Source organism: Pseudomonas sp. Mb7 (assembly GCF_054790525.1).
The window spans coordinates 673,551-689,923 of the sequence record NZ_CP186501.1; the positions used below are offsets into that span (position 1 = coordinate 673,551).

The 16,373-nt window shown below is 60.1% G+C and carries 14 protein-coding genes; 4 read left to right on the top strand and 10 right to left on the bottom strand.

All coding sequences use genetic code 11. The features are described 5' to 3' along the window. The first annotated feature begins 10 nt into the window (after positions 1-10). Positions 11-802: a 3-oxoadipate enol-lactonase gene (gene pcaD, locus ACOYXH_RS03090; RefSeq protein WP_095049156.1), complete on the top strand. Its 792-nt coding sequence runs from the start codon at positions 11-13 to the stop codon at positions 800-802. Between the two features lie 10 nt (positions 803-812). After that, complete coding sequence (gene pcaC / locus ACOYXH_RS03095; protein WP_007957838.1) at positions 813-1,205, top strand: 4-carboxymuconolactone decarboxylase; 393 nt, start codon at positions 813-815, stop codon at positions 1,203-1,205. A gap of 105 nt (positions 1,206-1,310) precedes the next feature. Here the strand turns inward: pcaC and ACOYXH_RS03100 are convergent, their stop codons facing one another. The 5 genes from ACOYXH_RS03100 to emhA form a co-directional block, all read right to left on the bottom strand. Next, a complete protein-coding gene (locus ACOYXH_RS03100; protein WP_095125608.1) occupies positions 1,311-2,114 on the bottom strand; it encodes a methyltransferase domain-containing protein in 804 nt (267 codons plus the stop codon). Positions 2,115-2,382: 268 nt separating this feature from the next. Beyond that, a complete protein-coding gene (locus ACOYXH_RS03105; protein WP_460410250.1) occupies positions 2,383-3,642 on the bottom strand; it encodes an OprD family porin in 1,260 nt (419 codons plus the stop codon). A 439-nt stretch (positions 3,643-4,081) separates the two neighbouring features. Next, positions 4,082-5,542 carry an efflux RND transporter outer membrane subunit EmhC gene (gene emhC, locus ACOYXH_RS03110; RefSeq protein ID WP_093438633.1) on the bottom strand — a complete coding sequence of 487 codons (1,461 nt, stop codon included), beginning with the start codon at positions 5,540-5,542 and terminating at the stop codon, positions 4,082-4,084. Continuing rightward, complete coding sequence (gene emhB / locus ACOYXH_RS03115; RefSeq protein WP_095125606.1) at positions 5,539-8,703, bottom strand: efflux RND transporter permease subunit EmhB; 3,165 nt, start codon at positions 8,701-8,703, stop codon at positions 5,539-5,541. The genes emhC and emhB overlap by 4 nt, the downstream gene beginning before the upstream one ends. A gap of 3 nt (positions 8,704-8,706) precedes the next feature. Beyond that, a complete protein-coding gene (emhA, locus tag ACOYXH_RS03120; RefSeq protein WP_095049160.1) occupies positions 8,707-9,864 on the bottom strand; it encodes an efflux RND transporter periplasmic adaptor subunit EmhA in 1,158 nt (385 codons plus the stop codon). A 266-nt stretch (positions 9,865-10,130) separates the two neighbouring features. Between emhA and emhR the strand changes: the two genes are divergently transcribed. Further along, the gene (gene emhR, locus ACOYXH_RS03125; RefSeq protein WP_016982806.1) at positions 10,131-10,763 is read left to right on the top strand and encodes an efflux system transcriptional repressor EmhR; all 633 of its coding nucleotides are present in this window, start codon (positions 10,131-10,133) and stop codon (positions 10,761-10,763) included. Between the two features lie 576 nt (positions 10,764-11,339). Here emhR and ACOYXH_RS03130 read toward each other — a convergent pair. From ACOYXH_RS03130 to ACOYXH_RS03140, 3 genes are read right to left on the bottom strand one after another with little or no spacing between them, the layout of a single operon-like run. After that, positions 11,340-12,389 (bottom strand): alkene reductase, encoded by a 1,050-nt coding sequence (locus ACOYXH_RS03130; protein WP_460410251.1) that lies wholly within the window; start codon positions 12,387-12,389, stop codon positions 11,340-11,342. Between the two features lie 28 nt (positions 12,390-12,417). Continuing rightward, entirely contained in the window at positions 12,418-13,584 is a 1,167-nt protein-coding gene (locus ACOYXH_RS03135) for an MFS transporter (RefSeq protein ID WP_095049162.1), read from the bottom strand. A 34-nt stretch (positions 13,585-13,618) separates the two neighbouring features. Further along, positions 13,619-13,921 carry an ArsR/SmtB family transcription factor gene (locus tag ACOYXH_RS03140; protein WP_007917068.1) on the bottom strand — a complete coding sequence of 101 codons (303 nt, stop codon included), beginning with the start codon at positions 13,919-13,921 and terminating at the stop codon, positions 13,619-13,621. A 170-nt stretch (positions 13,922-14,091) separates the two neighbouring features. Between ACOYXH_RS03140 and ACOYXH_RS03145 the strand changes: the two genes are divergently transcribed. Further along, positions 14,092-14,676, top strand: coding sequence for an acyl carrier protein phosphodiesterase (locus tag ACOYXH_RS03145; protein WP_220558245.1), 585 nt, complete (start codon positions 14,092-14,094; stop codon positions 14,674-14,676). Positions 14,677-14,781: 105 nt separating this feature from the next. On the opposite strand, the gene ACOYXH_RS03150 is transcribed toward ACOYXH_RS03145, so the two are convergent. Next, positions 14,782-15,576 (bottom strand): lysophospholipid acyltransferase family protein, encoded by a 795-nt coding sequence (locus ACOYXH_RS03150; protein ID WP_095049164.1) that lies wholly within the window; start codon positions 15,574-15,576, stop codon positions 14,782-14,784. Continuing rightward, positions 15,576-16,331 (bottom strand): L-ornithine N(alpha)-acyltransferase, encoded by a 756-nt coding sequence (olsB, locus tag ACOYXH_RS03155; RefSeq protein WP_093438600.1) that lies wholly within the window; start codon positions 16,329-16,331, stop codon positions 15,576-15,578. The genes ACOYXH_RS03150 and olsB overlap by 1 nt, the downstream gene beginning before the upstream one ends. Between the last annotated feature and the right edge of the window lie 42 nt (positions 16,332-16,373).

Consider the following 16,373-nt stretch of genomic DNA (forward strand, 5'->3'; position numbering starts at 1 on the left):
GGAGAGGGCTGTGGCTTTCGTTCAACTCGCCGATGGCGAACTGCATTATCAAATCGAGGGCCCGGTCGATGCGCCGGTGCTGGTGCTCTCCAACTCGCTAGGCACTGATCTGCACATGTGGGACGCGCAGATGCCGGCGTTTACCGAGCACTTTCGCGTGCTGCGTTTCGATACCCGTGGCCACGGCGAATCGCTGGTGACGCCGGGTCCTTACAGCATCGAGCAACTCGGTCATGACGTGCTCGGTTTGCTGGATGCACTGCACATTGAGCGTGCGCATTTTTGTGGGCTGTCGATGGGAGGCCTGATCGGCCAGTGGCTGGGGATCAATGCCGGGCATCGGCTGCATAAGCTGATCGTCTGCAATACCGCGGCAAAAATCGGTGATCCGTCGGTGTGGAATCCACGCATCGAAACCGTGCTGCGTGACGGTGCGGCAGCGATGGTGGCCCTGCGTGATGCATCGATTGCCCGCTGGTTCACCCCGGACTTTTCGGCTGCTCATCCGGCAGCGGCCAAGCAGATTACCGACATGCTCGCGGCCACCTCGCCGCAAGGTTATGCGGCTAACTGCGCAGCGGTGCGTGATGCGGATTTCCGCGAGCAACTGGTTTCGATCAACGTGCCGTTGCTAGTGATTGCCGGCACTGAAGATGCGGTGACGCCGCCGGCCGGTGGGCACTTTATTCAGGAACATGTACGCGGCGCCGAATACGCCGAGTTCTATGCGGCGCACCTGTCCAACGTGCAGGCTGGCGTGGACTTCAGTGATCGTGTGTTGGCGTTTTTGCGGGCTAAGTGAGGAAGTTTTTGTGGACGAGAAACAACGTTACGACGACGGCATGCAAGTGCGTCGCGCGGTGCTGGGCGATGCCCATGTCGATCGCAGCCTGACCACGCTGACCGAGTTCAACTCGGAGTTTCAGGAAATGATCACCCGGCATGCGTGGGGCGATATCTGGACGCGACCGGGCTTGCCACGTCATACGCGCAGTCTGATCACCATCGCCATGCTGATCGGCATGAACCGCGAAGGCGAACTGAAACTGCACTTGCGCGCGGCGGCCAATAACGGCGTGAGCCGGGGTGAGATCAAGGAAGTGATCATGCAGAGCGCGATCTATTGCGGGATTCCAGCGGCGAATGCGACGTTTCATCTGGCTGAATCGGTTTGGGATGAGCTGGGTGTTGAATCCAGGGATTGATGGTGCCTGAGCTGACGTCTTCGCGAGCAGGCTCGCTCCCACATTTGGAATGCGTTCCCCTGTAGGAGTGAGCCTGCTCGCGATAGCGATAGTGGCCGCGACGAATCAGACGGTGGCAACAATAAATATCCGCTTGAACGCAAACAACGTATGCCCATCCCCCTCCTGCGGATAATGCTTATGCACCCGCATCAGGTAGTGATAGATAAACCGCGCCTGTTCCGCTGAATCCAGCGCCTGCATCACCGGCCGCAGCGCCGAGACCTTCACCCAGTCATAAATTGGCGATTTGCCGTCAACCACCTGCAACTGCTCGGTCTCCCAGATATCCAGGGATGAGGTCAGCGGCGCGAGCAAGCGGTAGTAATCCTCCAGTGCCAACAACGGCCGCGCGGCCATGCGCTGGCGCAGTTCAGGTGTGCCCATTGGCGTGCCACCGGGGCCGCCATTTTCGAGAGTGTCGAGCATCAGCCGATACCACAGCGCATCGCGCCAGTCCGGCATGTGCGCCGCCAGACAACCGCCGGGATTCAGATAACCGAGCAGATGCGGCAGCAGCGTTTCATGGCCCTCGATAAAGTGCAGCACGGCGGCTGCGAGCAGCAGGTCCGCCGGCTGCTCCGGTTGCCAATCGAGCAGATCGCAGTGTTTCCACGATGCCCTGAGCGGCAGACAGCGCGCTTCTGCGAGCATCTGTGCCGAGCTGTCGATCCCCTGCAACTGCGCGCGCGGCCAGCGTTTGGCCAACAACTGCGTGGCAATGCCGGTGCCGCAGCCAAGGTCGTAAATGCGTTGAGGATTTGGCAGGTCAACACGGTCGAGCAATTCATTGACCGGGCGTTGCCTGAGACGGGAAAACTGCTGGTACGCCTTGGCGTCCCAGTCGGGTGTTGCAAGACGAGAGATCATTGAGGTGGTCCTCCAGTGATCGATGGTGTCTTCCGATGACAACCTGGCTCCCAGCTTGAGGACCGACTACGACGACGGAAGCGGAAAGGTGAAGCACCTGACTCCTTCAGGTTTTGTCACTTTACCTGCCGGCCGGCAAAGTGCCACTTCTCCTGACCAATGGCGAGAATTCCAATGTAGGAGCTGCCGAAGGCTGCGATCTTTTGATCTTGTTTTTAAGATCAAAAGATCGCAGCCTGCGGCAGCTCCTACAGGGGTGGATCGGTGTTTACAGGAGGCTGATCGGGTAGCTGACGATCAAGCGGTTCTCATCGAACTCGTTGTTGCTGAAGTCCCGGCGCATGGTCGAGTTGCGCCATCTGACGTTCAGATCCTTAAGCGCGCCGCTCTGCACGGTGTAGCCCAGTTCTGATTCGCGGCCCCACTCCTTGCCGTCGGTGATGGTCCCGGTGTGCACGTTGTAGCCGCTGATGTAGCGGTTCATCAGGGTCAGGCCGGGGATGCCCAGCGCGACGAAGTTGTAGTCATGGCGTACTTGCCAGGAACGTTCCTGCGCATTGTCGTAGCTGGCGTTGTAGCTGTCGTTGGCCAGCGTGCCGCCGCTGGTGCCGTTGACGCGCATCCACGCGCTGTCGCCGGTGAGTTTCTGCAGGCCGACGTAGAAGGTGTTGCCGCCGTACTTCGCCGAGAACATCCCCGACCAGGTTTTGTTGTCGAGGTCGCCGGCGCGGGCGCTGCCATCGTCCTTGCCGTAGAAGAAGCCGAGGTTGGCGCCCAGCGTCCAGTCGCCCAGCGGCTGGCTGTGGATCAGGTTGACGTATTGCTGGCTGTAGATGTCCTTGAGTTCGGCGTTCCACAGGCCGATCTGTGTGCGTTTTTCGTTGAAAACGTATTCGCCGCCCTGAAAGTTGAAGCGATCAGAGGTGAACGCCGCTTTGCCGGTCATCGACATGTCGCTCATGCTGCTGTCATCGCGCGGGCTGTTGGCGCGGAACTGGCCGCCGTAGAGGGTCAGGCCGTCGATTTCTTTGGACGTGATCTGCCCGCCACGGAAGGTCTGTGGCAATGAGCGGCCATCGTCCGAACGCAGGATCGGCAGCACCGGCATCCACTCGCCGACCTTCACTTCGGTCTGCGAAAGCTTGGCTTTGAAAGCGACGTTGGTGCGACCGAAGTTGTCCGCCGGACGACCGTCATGGTCCAGCGGCAACAATTGGGTGCCGCCCGTGCCTTTGCCGCCATCAAGCTTTACCGAATACAGGCCCAGCACGTCCATGCCGAAGCCGACGGTGCCTTGGGTGAAGCCGGATTTGGCGTCGAGGATGAAGCTCTGCGTCCACTCTTCAGCCTTGCCCTGAGCCTTGGTCGGGTTGGTGAAGTTACGGTTGATATAGAAGTTGCGCAGGTTGAGATTGACCTTGGCGCCCTCGATGAAGCCGGCTTCTTCAGCCGCTGCGGGCAGCGCCGCGCCGGCCAGGGCCAGGGCGATCAGGCCGGGAATTGCGTAAGGCGCAGGGGAGGTTGTCATGGGCTCGGGTCTCTCTTGTTTTTTTAAGGCGAACAGGTGCGCTGACACCGGTTTTCGGAGTGCAAACATGAAAAGTGTTCAGAGGTGAAACGACGGCAATCAGCCGGACGGGGCAGGGCGCGGGAGCATGGTGTCGAACCTGTTGTTATTGGTTTTGTGGAGCGAATGGTGCGGGGGGCGGTGGTGGGGATTCAATCGGCGGAAGCGGTTTTTGGGCGATTATCGAACGCAAGATTTGCTCGGGGTTTTGGGTGAATGGGAGGGCCTCATCGCTGGCAAGCCAGCTCCCACAGGTTTTTGTGTCGTTCACAATGTTGGGTACACCACAGAACATTGTGGGAGCTGGCTTGCCAGCGATGGGGCCAGCCCAGACACCACAACTTTCCGACAGGCAACAAAAAGCCCACCAATCGGTGGGCTCCTTGTATTCAGCCGATGATCAGAACAACTTCATCTTCGGCGCTTCTTCTTTCAGCGGTTCGTTCTGCGCGGTCTGCGCATTCCAGCCACCGCCCAAGGCCTTGTACAGGTTGACCGCACTGGTCAGCTGCGCGAGGCGGTCGGTGATCAGCGCTTGTTGCGCGCTGAACAGCTGACGCTGGGCATCGAGGAAGGTCAGGTTGCTGTCGACGCCGATGCGGTAGCGACGTTCGGCCAGGCGGTAGTAATCCTGGTTGGCCGCGACGAAGTCACGCTGCGCTTGCAACTGCTCGGTGTAGGTCTGGCGGGCGGCGAGGCCGTCGGCGACTTCCTGGAAGGCCGTTTGAATGGACTTTTCGTAGTTCGCCACGCCAATGTCCTTCTGGATCTTGGCGTAGTCGAGGCTGGCGCGCAGGCTGCCGGCGTTGAAGATCGGCAGGTTGATCTGCGGCTGGAACAGCCATGTCCCCGAACCACCCTTGAACAGGCCGGACAGGTCCGGGCTCAGGCTGCCCGCGTTGGCGGTCAGGCTGATGCTCGGGAAGAACGCGGCACGGGCTGCGCCAATGTTGGCGTTGGCCGCTTTCAGGTTGTACTCGGCTTGCAGAATGTCCGGACGACGTTGCAGCAGGTCCGAAGGCAGGCCGGCCGGTACGTCGCTGAGCAGGTCATCGGACAGCGGTTTGGCCGTTTGCAGATTAGCCGGGATACCAGTGCCGAGCAGCAGGGTCAGGCTGTTTTCGTCCTGCGCCACCTGGCGGGTGTAACGCGCCAGTTGTGCGCGGGCGTTCTCGACCGAGGTGCGCGACTGCGCCAGGTCCAGTGCCGAAGCGACACCGACTTCGTTGCTGCGGCTGGTCAGCTTGTAGCTTTCTTCAAAGGCACCGAGGGTGTCTTGCGTCAGCTTGAGCAGTTCCTTGTCCGCTTGCCAGGTCAGGTAAGCGTTGGCGACGCTGGCGACCAGACTGATCTGCGTGCTGCGGCGTGCTTCTTCGGTGGCGAAGTATTGTTGCAGCGCTTGTTCGCTCAGGCTGCGAACGCGACCGAACAGGTCGAGTTCGTAGGCGCTGATGCCGACAGTGGCGGAGTAGGAGCTGGTGATGCTCGACTCGCCGGTCTGCGATGCACGGGCCGGAACCCGCTGACGGCTGCCGCTGGCATTGGCCGATACCGCCGGGAACAGGTCGGCGCGCTGGATGCGGTATTGAGCCGCATAGGCGTCGATGTTCAGCGCCGCGACACGCAGGTCGCGGTTGTTTTCCAGGGACACCTGGATCAGCTGTTGCAGCGCCGGGTCATGGAAAAACTGCTTCCAGCCTTGCTCGGCAGCGGCTTGCGCCGGTGCCTGGGCCGGCGAATAGGCCGGCCCCTGCGGGTACTGACCTGCGACCGGAGCCTCAGGCTGCTGATAATCAGGTATCAGCGAGCAACCGCTCAGCACGAAGGCGGCGACTGCGATGGAGAGTAGCGACTTGCTCATTGGCCAGCCTCTTTAGGAGTTTCTTTAGTGTCATCCGGGTCGGTGATTTTACGCTGGCCCATGGACGAAACCGTAACGAAGAACAGGGGTACCCAGAAAATCGCGAGTACGGTGGCGGTGATCATACCGCCAATTACCACGGTGCCAATGGCGTGCTGGCTGCCTGAGCCGGCGCCTGTGGAAATTGCCAGAGGCACTACGCCGAGGATGAACGCCAGGGACGTCATGATGATCGGACGCAGACGCATGCGGCAAGCTTCGATGGCTGCGTCGCGCAGACTGGCGCCCTGTTCATGCAATTCCTTGGCGAACTCGACGATCAGAATGGCGTTTTTCGCTGCCAGACCGATGGTCGTCAACAGCCCCACCAGGAAGTACACGTCGTTGGACAGCCCGCGCAGACTGGTCGCCAGCAAGGCACCGATGATCCCCAGCGGAACCACGAGCACCACCGCAATCGGAATCGACCAGCTCTCATAGAGAGCCGCCAGACACAGGAATACCATCAGCAGCGACAGCGCAAACAGTGCCGGCGCCTGCGAACCCGCCAGACGTTCTTCATAGGACAGCCCCGTCCAGGAGATGCCTACGCCTTTCGGCAGTTTCGCGGCAATGGCTTCGACCTCGGCCATGGCTTCACCCGTGGAGTAACCTGGAGCCGGGGCACCGAGGATTTCCACCGCTTCCACACCGTTGTAGCGCGAGAGCTTCGGCGAACCGTAGATCCACTCGCCCTTGGCGAATGCCGAGAACGGAACCATGGTGCCGCTGGCGTTGCGTACGTACCACTTCTTCAAGTCTTCCGGTTTCATGCGCGAATCCGGCTGGCCTTGCACGTACACCTTCTTCACCCGACCACGGTCGATGAAGTCGTTGACGTAGCTACTACCCAAAGCAATCGACAAGGTGTTGTTGATGTCGCTGATGGTAACGCCCAGGGCGCTGGCCTTCTCGTCATCGATTTCGAGCTGGAATTGCGGCTCGTCATTCAGACCGTTCGGACGTACCTGCGACAACACTTTGCTTTGCGCCGCCATGCCGAGGAACTGGTTGCGTGCCTCCATCAGTTTTTCATGACCGATACCGGCGCGGTCCTGCAGGAACACGTCGAAACCGGTGGCGTTACCCAACTCCAGCACTGCCGGCGGGGCGAAGGCGAACACCATCGCGTCGCGGAAGGTAAAGAAGTGCTGCTGGGCGCGAGCCGCCAGCTTGAACACGCTGTTGTCGGCGTTACGCTCATCCCATGGCTTGAGCATGATGAATGCCATACCCGAGCTCTGACCACGGCCGGCGAAGTTGAAACCGGTCACGGTGAACACCGAGGCGACGGTGTCACCTTCACCGCCATCCTTGGTCGGACGCAGCAGGTATTCACGCATTTCATCCACGACTACCTGGGTGCGCTGGGCGCTGGAACCGGCCGGGGTCTGCACTTGAGCGAACAGTACGCCCTGGTCTTCTTCCGGCAGGAAGGAGGAGGGGATGCGCATGAACAACCAGATCATGCCGATCAGAATCAGCGCGTAGGCCAGCAGGTAAGGCACCTTCTGGCGCAGGATATTGCCGACGCCACGCTCGTAGCTTTTGACGCTGCGATCGAAGTTGCGGTTGAACCAGCCGAAGAAGCCTTTTTTCGGAACGCCGTGCTCACCATGGGGAATAGGCTTGAGCATGGTCGCGCAGAGTGCCGGGGTGAAGATCAGCGCGACCAGCACCGACAGGGCCATGGCCGAGACAATGGTGATCGAGAACTGCTTGTAGATCACACCGGTCGAGCCACCGAAGAACGCCATTGGCAGCAGAACCGCCGACAGTACCAAGGCGATACCAACCAGTGCGCCCTGGATCTGGCCCATGGATTTCTTGGTCGCTTCCTTCGGAGACAGGCCCTCCTCAGCCATGACTCGCTCGACGTTTTCCACCACGACGATGGCATCGTCCACCAGCAAACCGATGGCCAGTACCATGCCGAACATGGTCAGGGTGTTGATGCTGAAACCGGCGGCGGCGAGGATGCCGAACGTACCGAGCAATACCACCGGCACGGTCATCGTGGTGATGACGGTGGCGCGGAAGTTCTGCAAGAACAGGAACATCACCAGGAACACCAGCGCGATCGCTTCGACCAGCGTGTGAACCACACCTTTGATCGACTCGGTCACTACGGGGGTCGTGTCGTACGGGAACACCACTTCCATGCCTGGCGGGAAGAACGGCTTGAGGCTGTCGATAGTGGTGCGCAAGGCTTTGGCCGTATCGAGGGCGTTGGCGCCGTTGGCCAGTTTCACTGCCAGACCGGATGCCGGGCTGCCGTTGAACTGGGCACTGATGGCGTAGTTTTCGCCACCCAGGCCAACATCAGCCACGTCTTTGAGGCGAACCTGCGAACCGTCCTTGTTGACCTTGAGCAGGATTTCCTTGAACTGCTCGGCCGTCTGCAGACGGGTCTTGCCGATGATCGTCGCGTTCAGCTGCTGGCCCTGTACGGCCGGCAAGCCGCCGAGCTGGCCGGACGAGACCTGGACGTTTTGCGCCGCGATGGCAGTCTTCACGTCGATCGGGGTCAGGTTGAAATTGTTCAGCTTGGCCGGGTCGAGCCAGATGCGCATCGCATACTGGGCACCGAAGACCTGGAAGTCACCGACGCCAGCAGTCCGCGAAATCGGATCCTGCATGTTCGACACGATGTAGTTGGACAAGTCGTCCTTGGTCATGCTGCCGTCACGCGAGACCACGCCGATGACCAGCAGGAAGTTTTTCACTGCCTTGGTCACGCGGATACCTTGTTGCTGCACTTCCTGCGGCAACAGCGGAGTGGCGAGGTTCAGCTTGTTCTGAACCTGCACCTGCGCGGTGTCGGAGTTGGTGCCTTGCTCGAAGGTCGCGGTGATGGTCATGCTGCCGTCGGAGTTACTTTCCGAGGACACATAACGCAAGTTGTCGATACCGTTGAGCTGCTGCTCGATCACCTGGACCACGGTATCCTGCACGGTTTGCGCCGAAGCGCCCGGGTAGGTCACGGAGATCGCAATGGCCGGTGGCGCAATGCTTGGGTACTGGTTGATCGGCAATTTCAGGATCGAAAGTGCCCCGACCAGCATGATCACCAGGGCAATTACCCAGGCAAAAATCGGACGGTCGATGAAGAATTTTGACATGGATTACTCCCCTTTGCCGCCGGCGGCTTTGTCAGCTGCCTGAGCGGGGGCCGGGTTCTTGGTGCCGACGTTGGTCGCTTCAGTCGGTTTGACCTCGACGCCCGGTTTGACGAATTGCAGCCCTTCGGTGATCAGGCGATCGCCGGCCTTCAAGCCGTCTTCGATCAGCCATTGGCTGCCGACGGTGCGGCTGGCCTTCAACTGACGCAACTCGACTTTGTTGTCCGGGCCGACGACCAGTGCGGTCGGCGTGCCTTTGAGGTCACGGGTCACGCCTTGCTGCGGGGCGAGGATCGCGGCGCTGTTGACACCGGCCTGCAGCTGCGCGTGGACGAACATGCCTGGCAACAGGGTGTGATCCGGGTTCGGGAACACGGCGCGCAGGGTTACCGAACCGGTGGTCTGGTCGACCGACACTTCGGAGAATTCCAGCTTACCGTCGAGCTTGTATTGGCTGCCGTCTTCCAGAGTCAGCTTGACTGCGGCGGCGTTGTCACCCGCTTTCTGCAGACGACCGCTTTCCAGTTCGCGGCGCAGCTCCAGCAGTTCCACCGAGGACTGGGTGACATCAACGTAGATCGGGTCCAGTTGCTGGATCACGGCCATGGCGTCGGTTTGACCATTGCTCACCAAGGCACCTTCGGTGACCGAAGAGCGGCCGATACGCCCGGAGATCGGCGCGTACACCTTGGTGTAACGCACGTTGATCTGCGCGCTCTGCAGCGACGCTTCCGATTCCATGCGGTTGGCCACGGCGGTGTCGTATTCCTGGCGGCTCACGGCCTGTTCATCGACCAGTTGCTTGTAGCGGTCGGAGATCGACTTGGTCGAACGCAGGCTGGCTTCGGCGCTTTTCAGGGTCGCTTCATAAACCGCCGGATCGATCTGATACAGCTGCTGACCGGCTTTGACATCGCCGCCTTCCTTGAACAGGCGCTTGAGAATGATGCCGTTGACCTGTGGTCGAACTTCCGCGATGCGGTACGCACTGGTGCGCCCCGGCAGTTCGGAGGTGAGGGTAAAGGCTTGTGGTTGCAGGGTGACGACGCCGACCTGAGGCGGTGGAGCGGCCGGTGCCGCTTCTTCCTTTTTACATCCGCTGAGCAGCGATGCCAGGGCGACGGCAGTGACCAGAGCGGTAACAGCTGGCTTGAATTGCATGAAGATCCTCGGGTCAGGCGCGCAAAAAGCGCACAAGAAGTGTGGAAGGGTAAAAAATGGGTATCGGGTGGATAAGTAGCTTGCTAAGGAATATACTTACGTTCATGGTTGTTTGTAAATACCTTGGCGTCGTATCCACCCTGTTACAAAACTCGTCGCAAGGTTTGAAATTGTAGGCCGGGGAGCAGATCCGTGAGAGATCGCCCCCTCTTTATTCAGCGGATATTCAGCCATCCCTGAAACATCCTGTTTGAGGTTTTACTGTCATGGTCCGTCGTACCAAAGAGGAAGCTCAAGAAACCCGTAGCCAGATCCTGGAAGCGGCGGAGAAAGCCTTTTATGAAAGGGGTGTCGCTCGTACGACGCTGGCCGATATCGCGACAATGGCCGGCGTCACACGTGGTGCTATTTACTGGCATTTCAGTAACAAGGCCGATCTGGTCCAGGCCATGCTGGATTCGCTGCGTGAGCCGCTGGATGAATTGGCCAGGGCCAGCGAAAGTGAAGATGAACTCGATCCGTTGGGCTGCATGCGCCAACTGCTGATTCATTTGTTTCATCAAGTTGCGCTGGACCCGAAAACCCGGCGTATCAACGAAATTCTGTTTCATAAGTGCGAGTTCACCGATGAAATGTGCGATTTGCGCCAGCAGCGCCGGGACGTCAGTCTCGATTGCAACGAGCGCATCGCTCTGACGTTGCGTAATGCGGTCAATCGCGGCCAGTTGCCAGAAGATCTCGACACCGCCCGCGCGGCCATCAGTATTCACAGCTATATCGATGGCCTTCTGTATGGATGGCTTCTGGCGCCGGACAGCTTTGAGCTGCATGCCGAGGCCGAGCGTTGGGTCGATACAGGGTTGGATATGCTGCGCCTGAGCCCCAGCCTGCGCAAATGAAACAAAATGCGTAATTGACACCGCTTATGTCAATTGGCCTGCCTTTATATAGCTTCGCAGCGGGGGGGGTTTAAACGTAGCGAGCTACGCATTTTGTAGGGGATTTGTGTCTTGTGTGTGAATGAGTGTAAGCCGCTTGCCCTCACCCTAACCCTCTCCCAGAGGTAGAGGGGACTGACCGAGGTGTTCTTGCGAGATACACCGACGTGAAAAATCCAGCCGAACTCAGGTTTCGAATATTCCCCGATCGGCCCCCTCTACCAGAGGTAGAGGGGACTGACCGAGGTGTTCTTGCGAGTTACGCCGACCTGAAATGTCCGGTTGAACTCACGTCCCGAACATTCCCCGATCGGCCCCCTCTCCCAGAAGGAGAGGGACTGACCGAGGTGTTCTTGCGAGTTACGCCGACCTGAAATATCCGGTTGAGCTCCGATTTCGAACGTTCCCCGATCGGCTCCCTCTCCCCTGGGAGAGGGCTGGGGTGAGGGGCTACGTACTCAGACGCGCAATCATTCTCCAGGCGAGCACAAAAAAGCCCCCGACTCTCAAAAGTCGGGGGCTTTGTGTTCCTACTGCTTATAGCGCTGGATAGTCGATGTAACCGACCGGCCCCTTACCGTAGAACAACTCCGGACGCGCATCATTCAACGGCGCATCCGCCTGCAAACGAGCCGGCAGATCCGGGTTGGCAATGAACGGCACACCAAATGCCACGGCATCAGCCTTGCCGCTGGCCAGCCATTCATTGGCGCTGTCCTTGGTGAATTTTTCGTTGGCAATGTACGGGCCACCGAACGCCTCTTTCAATTGCGGACCGAGGCTGTCGGCGCCTTCTTTCTCACGGGAGCAGATGAACGCGATGCAGCGCTTGCCCAGTTCACGTGCGACGTAGGTGAAGGTTTCCGCCAGGTTGTCATCGCCCATGTCATGGGAGTCAGCGCGCGGTGCCAAGTGCACACCAACGCGACCAGCGCCCCAGACTTCGATCGCGGCGTCAGTCACTTCCAGCAGCAGGCGCGCACGGTTTTCCAGCGAGCCACCGTAGTTGTCGGTGCGCTGGTTGGTGCTGCTTTGCAGGAACTGGTCGAGCAGGTAACCGTTGGCGCCGTGGATTTCCACGCCGTCGAAACCGGCGGCTTTGGCGTTCTCGGCACCGGTGCGGTAAGCGTCGACGATCTCGGCGATTTCAGCGGTTTCCAGTGCGCGCGGGGTTGGGTAGTCGGCCAGTGGGCGCACCAGGCTGACGTGACCTTTAGGCTGGATCGCGCTTGGTGCCACCGGCGTTTCACCGTTGAGGTACGACTCGTGGGAGATACGGCCCACGTGCCACAGTTGCAGGAAGATCTTGCCGCCGGCAGCGTGAATCGCTTTGGTCACGTTGGCCCAGCCGCGCACTTGATCGTTGGACCAGATTCCCGGGGTGTCCGGGTAGCCAACGCCCATTGGCGTCACCGAAGTGGCCTCACTGAGGATCAGGCCAGCGGACGCGCGCTGTACGTAGTATTCAGCCATCAGCGCGTTCGGTACGCGGCCTTCGTCGGCGCGGCAGCGGGTCAGCGGGGCCATGATGATGCGGTTGGCCAGCTCGACGTCGCCGAGTTTGATCGGATCAAAAATAGTTGCCATGTCTACAACCCTCGTAAGTAAAAGTTAATCAGTTGGTTGCCGGGGCCAGATCGGCATTGCCGTTCTGACGGAAAGTAATCAGGGTCACCAGCAGGGCGAGCACGGCCAGAGCCGCCGCCGCGAGTGGCACGCTGGTCAGGCCATAGCCGTGGGCGATGACGCTGCCGCCGACCCAGGCGCCGAGGGCGTTGCCGACGTTGAAGGCGCCGATGTTCAGGGTCGAAACCAGGTTCGGTGCGGCTTTGCCGAAGGTCACCACGTTGACTTGCAGCGCCGGCACGGCGGCGAAACACGCGGTGGCCCAGAGGAACAGAGTGATTTCAGTCGGGATCAGCGCAACGCTGGTCCAGGTCAGTACGGTGGAGACCACGGCCATGGCGATGAACACGCCGATCAACGTCGCGGCCATGCCCTTGTCGGCGAGTTTGCCGCCGATGATGTTGCCGACGGTCAGGCCCAGGCCGATCAGCATCAGCGTCCAGGTCACGCCACGCGGTGACACGCCGGTGACTTCGCCGAGCAGCGGGGCGACGTAGGTGAACAGGGTGAAGACGGAGGCGGCGAACAGCGCGGTCATGCTCAGCGACAGCCAGATCCCGGCACCTTTGAGGGCGGCGAGTTCGGCGCGCATGTCGAGTTTTTCTTCGTCACGCTTGGCCGGCAGGAAGCGGATCAGGCCGATCAGCGCGATCACGCCGATAACGGTCACCGCCCAGAAGGTCGAGCGCCAGCCGTATTGCTGACCCAGCGCAGTGCCCAGCGGCACACCGAGGACGTTGGCCAGGGTCAGGCCGGTGAACATCAACGCCACCGCCGAAGCACGTTTGTTGGCCGGCACCAGATTGGCCGCCACCACCGAACCGATGCCGAAGAACGCACCGTGGCACAGCGCGGTGATCACCCGGGCGAACATCAGCACGTTGTAATCACTGGCAATGGCGCAGAGCAGGTTGCCGACAATAAAGATGCCCATCAACGCCACCAGCGCCGCTTTACGCGGCAGTCTGGCGGTGGCCATGGCCATGAACGGCGCACCGATGGCCACGCCGAGGGCGTATCCGGTCACCAGCCAACCGGCGCCGGGTATCGACACACCGAGGTCGGCCGCCACATTGGGCAGCAGGCCCATGATGACGAACTCGGTGGTGCCGATGGCGAAGGCGCTCAAGGCGAGAATGAGGAGCGAGAGGGGCATGCGGGTTTCCTTGTCGGCTGGCTGACGTTAAGGGTCAGAGCTCTTTACTGAGGGTGCTGAGGAACGCCTGGATCACGTCCTCGTTACGTTTGAAAAAGTGCCATTGCCCGGCCTTCTGGCTGCTGATCAGGCCGGCGCGCTGCAACGTTGCGAGGTGTGCCGAAACGGTCGATTGCGACAAGCCGCAGCGTTGATCGATCTGCCCGGCGCAGATGCCGTACTCGTGGTTGTGCAACTGTTCCGGAAATTCGTTCTTCGGGTCTTTCAGCCAGTTGAGGATGTCTCGCCGTACTGGGTGCGCCAGGGCTTTTATTATTTCGTCGAGGTCGAGGTTCATGGCAGGGTGCTCACAATGTGTACAACGCTATATCGCGATGTGGCGAAATATAAATCGTTAGATCGCGATACACCAATATGATTTTGATCTGACATCAGCATAAATTGGTATATCGCGTTATAACGATACGTGGGTGTATGGCTTGTGGGTCGCAGTGCTAAGCTGCGCCCATGAACTATCTCGCACATTTACACCTCGGTGGCCAGCGCCCCGGGCAACTGCTCGGCAGTCTGTATGGCGATTTCGTCAAAGGTCGGCTGCAAGGGCAGTTTGCCCCGGAGGTCGAGGCGGCCATTCAACTGCATCGGCGGATTGACGTGTTTACCGATCGCCATCCGTTGGTGGACGTTGCGTTGGGGCGGTTTTCCGATACGAGGCGGCGTTATGCCGGGATCGTCCTCGACGTGTTTTTCGATCATTGCCTGGCCCGGGACTGGCGGTTGTATGCCGATCAGCCGCTGGAGGTTTTCACCGCTGATGTGTATCGGGTGCTGACCCGCGAACGGCAACTGCCCGAGCGATTGGCGAAGATTGCCCCGCACATGGTCGCCAATGATTGGTTGGGCTCGTATCAGGAATTTGAAGTGCTGGAGCAGGTGTTGCGCGGCATCTCACGGCGACTGACCCGGCCGGAAGAGCTGGCGGGGGCGATGGAGGAATTGCGGCGGTTGTATGAGCCGCTCAGTGAAGACTTCCGCTTGTTCTACCCGCAACTCCAGGACTTCGCCCAAAACCCCGAATCACTCAAGATCTAAATGTGGGAGCGAGCCTGCTCGCGAAGGCGGCGTGTCATTCAGCATCTACATTGGCTGAGACACCGCTTTCGCGAGCAGGCTCACTCCTACAGGGGATGTGTGTTTTCAGGCGGCGATCAGTTCGCCTGCACGACGCGGTTCGGCCGGTTTCGCCACCTCACCAAACAACGCCTTCTGCACCGCCTGCTGTGCTTCAAATGCCAACGCCGCACGCTCACGACCCTGACAGGCAAGCGGCTTGAGCAGATGGACTTCGACATCGCCGCAATCATTGCTGAACAGACGCATCAGGTGCGAGAGCAGATCATCATCACCAATGAACGGCGCCAGCGCATCGATCTCGCCATCACGCAGATAACGGATCGCCACCGGTTGCAGCATCACCTCGGAATCAATCGCCGCCGCCAGCAAGCGACCATGAAAGGTACGCAGCGAGCGGCCATCGGTGGTGGTGCCTTCCGGGAACATCAGCAGGGCGTGGTCGGTTTGCAGGTGACGGGTCATCTGCTTGCGGATCAACTGGCTGTCGCCCGAACCGCGACGGATGAACAGGCTGCCAGCCTTCGCCGCCAGCCAACCAGCCACCGGCCAGGTACGCACTTCGGCCTTGGACAGAAACGACAACGGCGTGAGCATGCCGAGCAGCGGAATATCAGTCCACGACACATGATTGCTGACCCACAGCATCGGCTGTTTCGGCAGCTCACCGTGCACGGTCACGCGAAAGGGCAGGGCATTGCTCAGGCGCGCCATGAAGAAGCGCGACCAGCGCTGACGCCGTTCCATCGAATGCGCCAGGCCAATTCGTTCAAATACGCCAAAGACAGTGGCCATGGTCAACCCCAGCGCCACCACCAGCAGCACCCGCGCGATCCGCGCGTACACCCGCAGCCGGCTCATCACACGGCCGCCTTGAAGTGCTTGGCGTAGCGCGGGCAGAGTTCGTCGCGCTTGAGCAGGATAAACACATCGGCGACCTGGAAGTCTTCGTCCCAGCACGGCTCGCCGCAGATCTTCGCGCCCAGGCGCATGTAGGCCTTGAGCAGCGGCGGCATTTCGGCGATCACGTTGGAAGGAATATCCAGCGTCGGCAGCGGATTTTTCGGTTCGGCGCGCAGGTGTTCGGTGCACAGATAGCGTTCACGCAAACGCTGCATGATCGCGTGGGCCTGGATGCCGCCGTCTTGCATAGGAATGCTCGCGCAACCCATCAAGTAGCTGTAACCGCCCTGATTCAACACTTCGGCCAATTCGCCCCACAACACCGCAATGGTGCCGCCGTTGCGATAGGCCGGGTCGACGCAGGTGCGACCGATTTCGAGGATCGGGCCTTGCAGATGCGTCAGGCCGTGCAGGCTGAATTCTTCTTCGCTGTAAAACTTGCCGAGGCTGCTGGCGGCGGTGTGATCGAGCAGACGCGTGGTCGCCACCAAACGGCCGGTGTTCAAGTCACGCACACCGATGTGGCTGCAGTGAACATCATAATCATCCATGTCCAGACCCAGTTCCGCGCCTTTCAGTTTGGCGTTGAACTCGCCGCTGAAGACGTTGAAGCGCAAGGCCTGGGCTTGCTGCAAGGCCTCGGCGCCGATCAGGCGTTCGGCTTGCAGGCGGCGTTCATTGCCGGTGTCGCTGATGCGGGCGATCTGAGTCATGTGAATCTCCGTACGGGCCTTTAACCCGTCGTGGGTTGCAGC

Coding starts and splice junctions, on each gene's coding strand:
- emhA (WP_095049160.1), bottom strand. CDS start 9,864: ATGCAATTCAAGCCAGCTGTTACCGCTCTGGTCACTGCCGTCGCCCTG.
- ACOYXH_RS03105 (WP_460410250.1), bottom strand. CDS start 3,642: ATGACAACCTCCCCTGCGCCTTACGCAATTCCCGGCCTGATCGCCCTG.
- olsB (WP_093438600.1), bottom strand. CDS start 16,331: ATGACTCAGATCGCCCGCATCAGCGACACCGGCAATGAACGCCGCCTG.
- ACOYXH_RS03145 (WP_220558245.1), top strand. CDS start 14,092: ATGAACTATCTCGCACATTTACACCTCGGTGGCCAGCGCCCCGGGCAA.
- ACOYXH_RS03140 (WP_007917068.1), bottom strand. CDS start 13,921: ATGAACCTCGACCTCGACGAAATAATAAAAGCCCTGGCGCACCCAGTA.
- emhB (WP_095125606.1), bottom strand. CDS start 8,703: ATGTCAAAATTCTTCATCGACCGTCCGATTTTTGCCTGGGTAATTGCC.
- ACOYXH_RS03130 (WP_460410251.1), bottom strand. CDS start 12,389: ATGGCAACTATTTTTGATCCGATCAAACTCGGCGACGTCGAGCTGGCC.
- ACOYXH_RS03100 (WP_095125608.1), bottom strand. CDS start 2,114: ATGATCTCTCGTCTTGCAACACCCGACTGGGACGCCAAGGCGTACCAG.
- ACOYXH_RS03150 (WP_095049164.1), bottom strand. CDS start 15,576: ATGAGCCGGCTGCGGGTGTACGCGCGGATCGCGCGGGTGCTGCTGGTG.
- emhR (WP_016982806.1), top strand. CDS start 10,131: ATGGTCCGTCGTACCAAAGAGGAAGCTCAAGAAACCCGTAGCCAGATC.
- emhC (WP_093438633.1), bottom strand. CDS start 5,542: ATGAGCAAGTCGCTACTCTCCATCGCAGTCGCCGCCTTCGTGCTGAGC.
- ACOYXH_RS03135 (WP_095049162.1), bottom strand. CDS start 13,584: ATGCCCCTCTCGCTCCTCATTCTCGCCTTGAGCGCCTTCGCCATCGGC.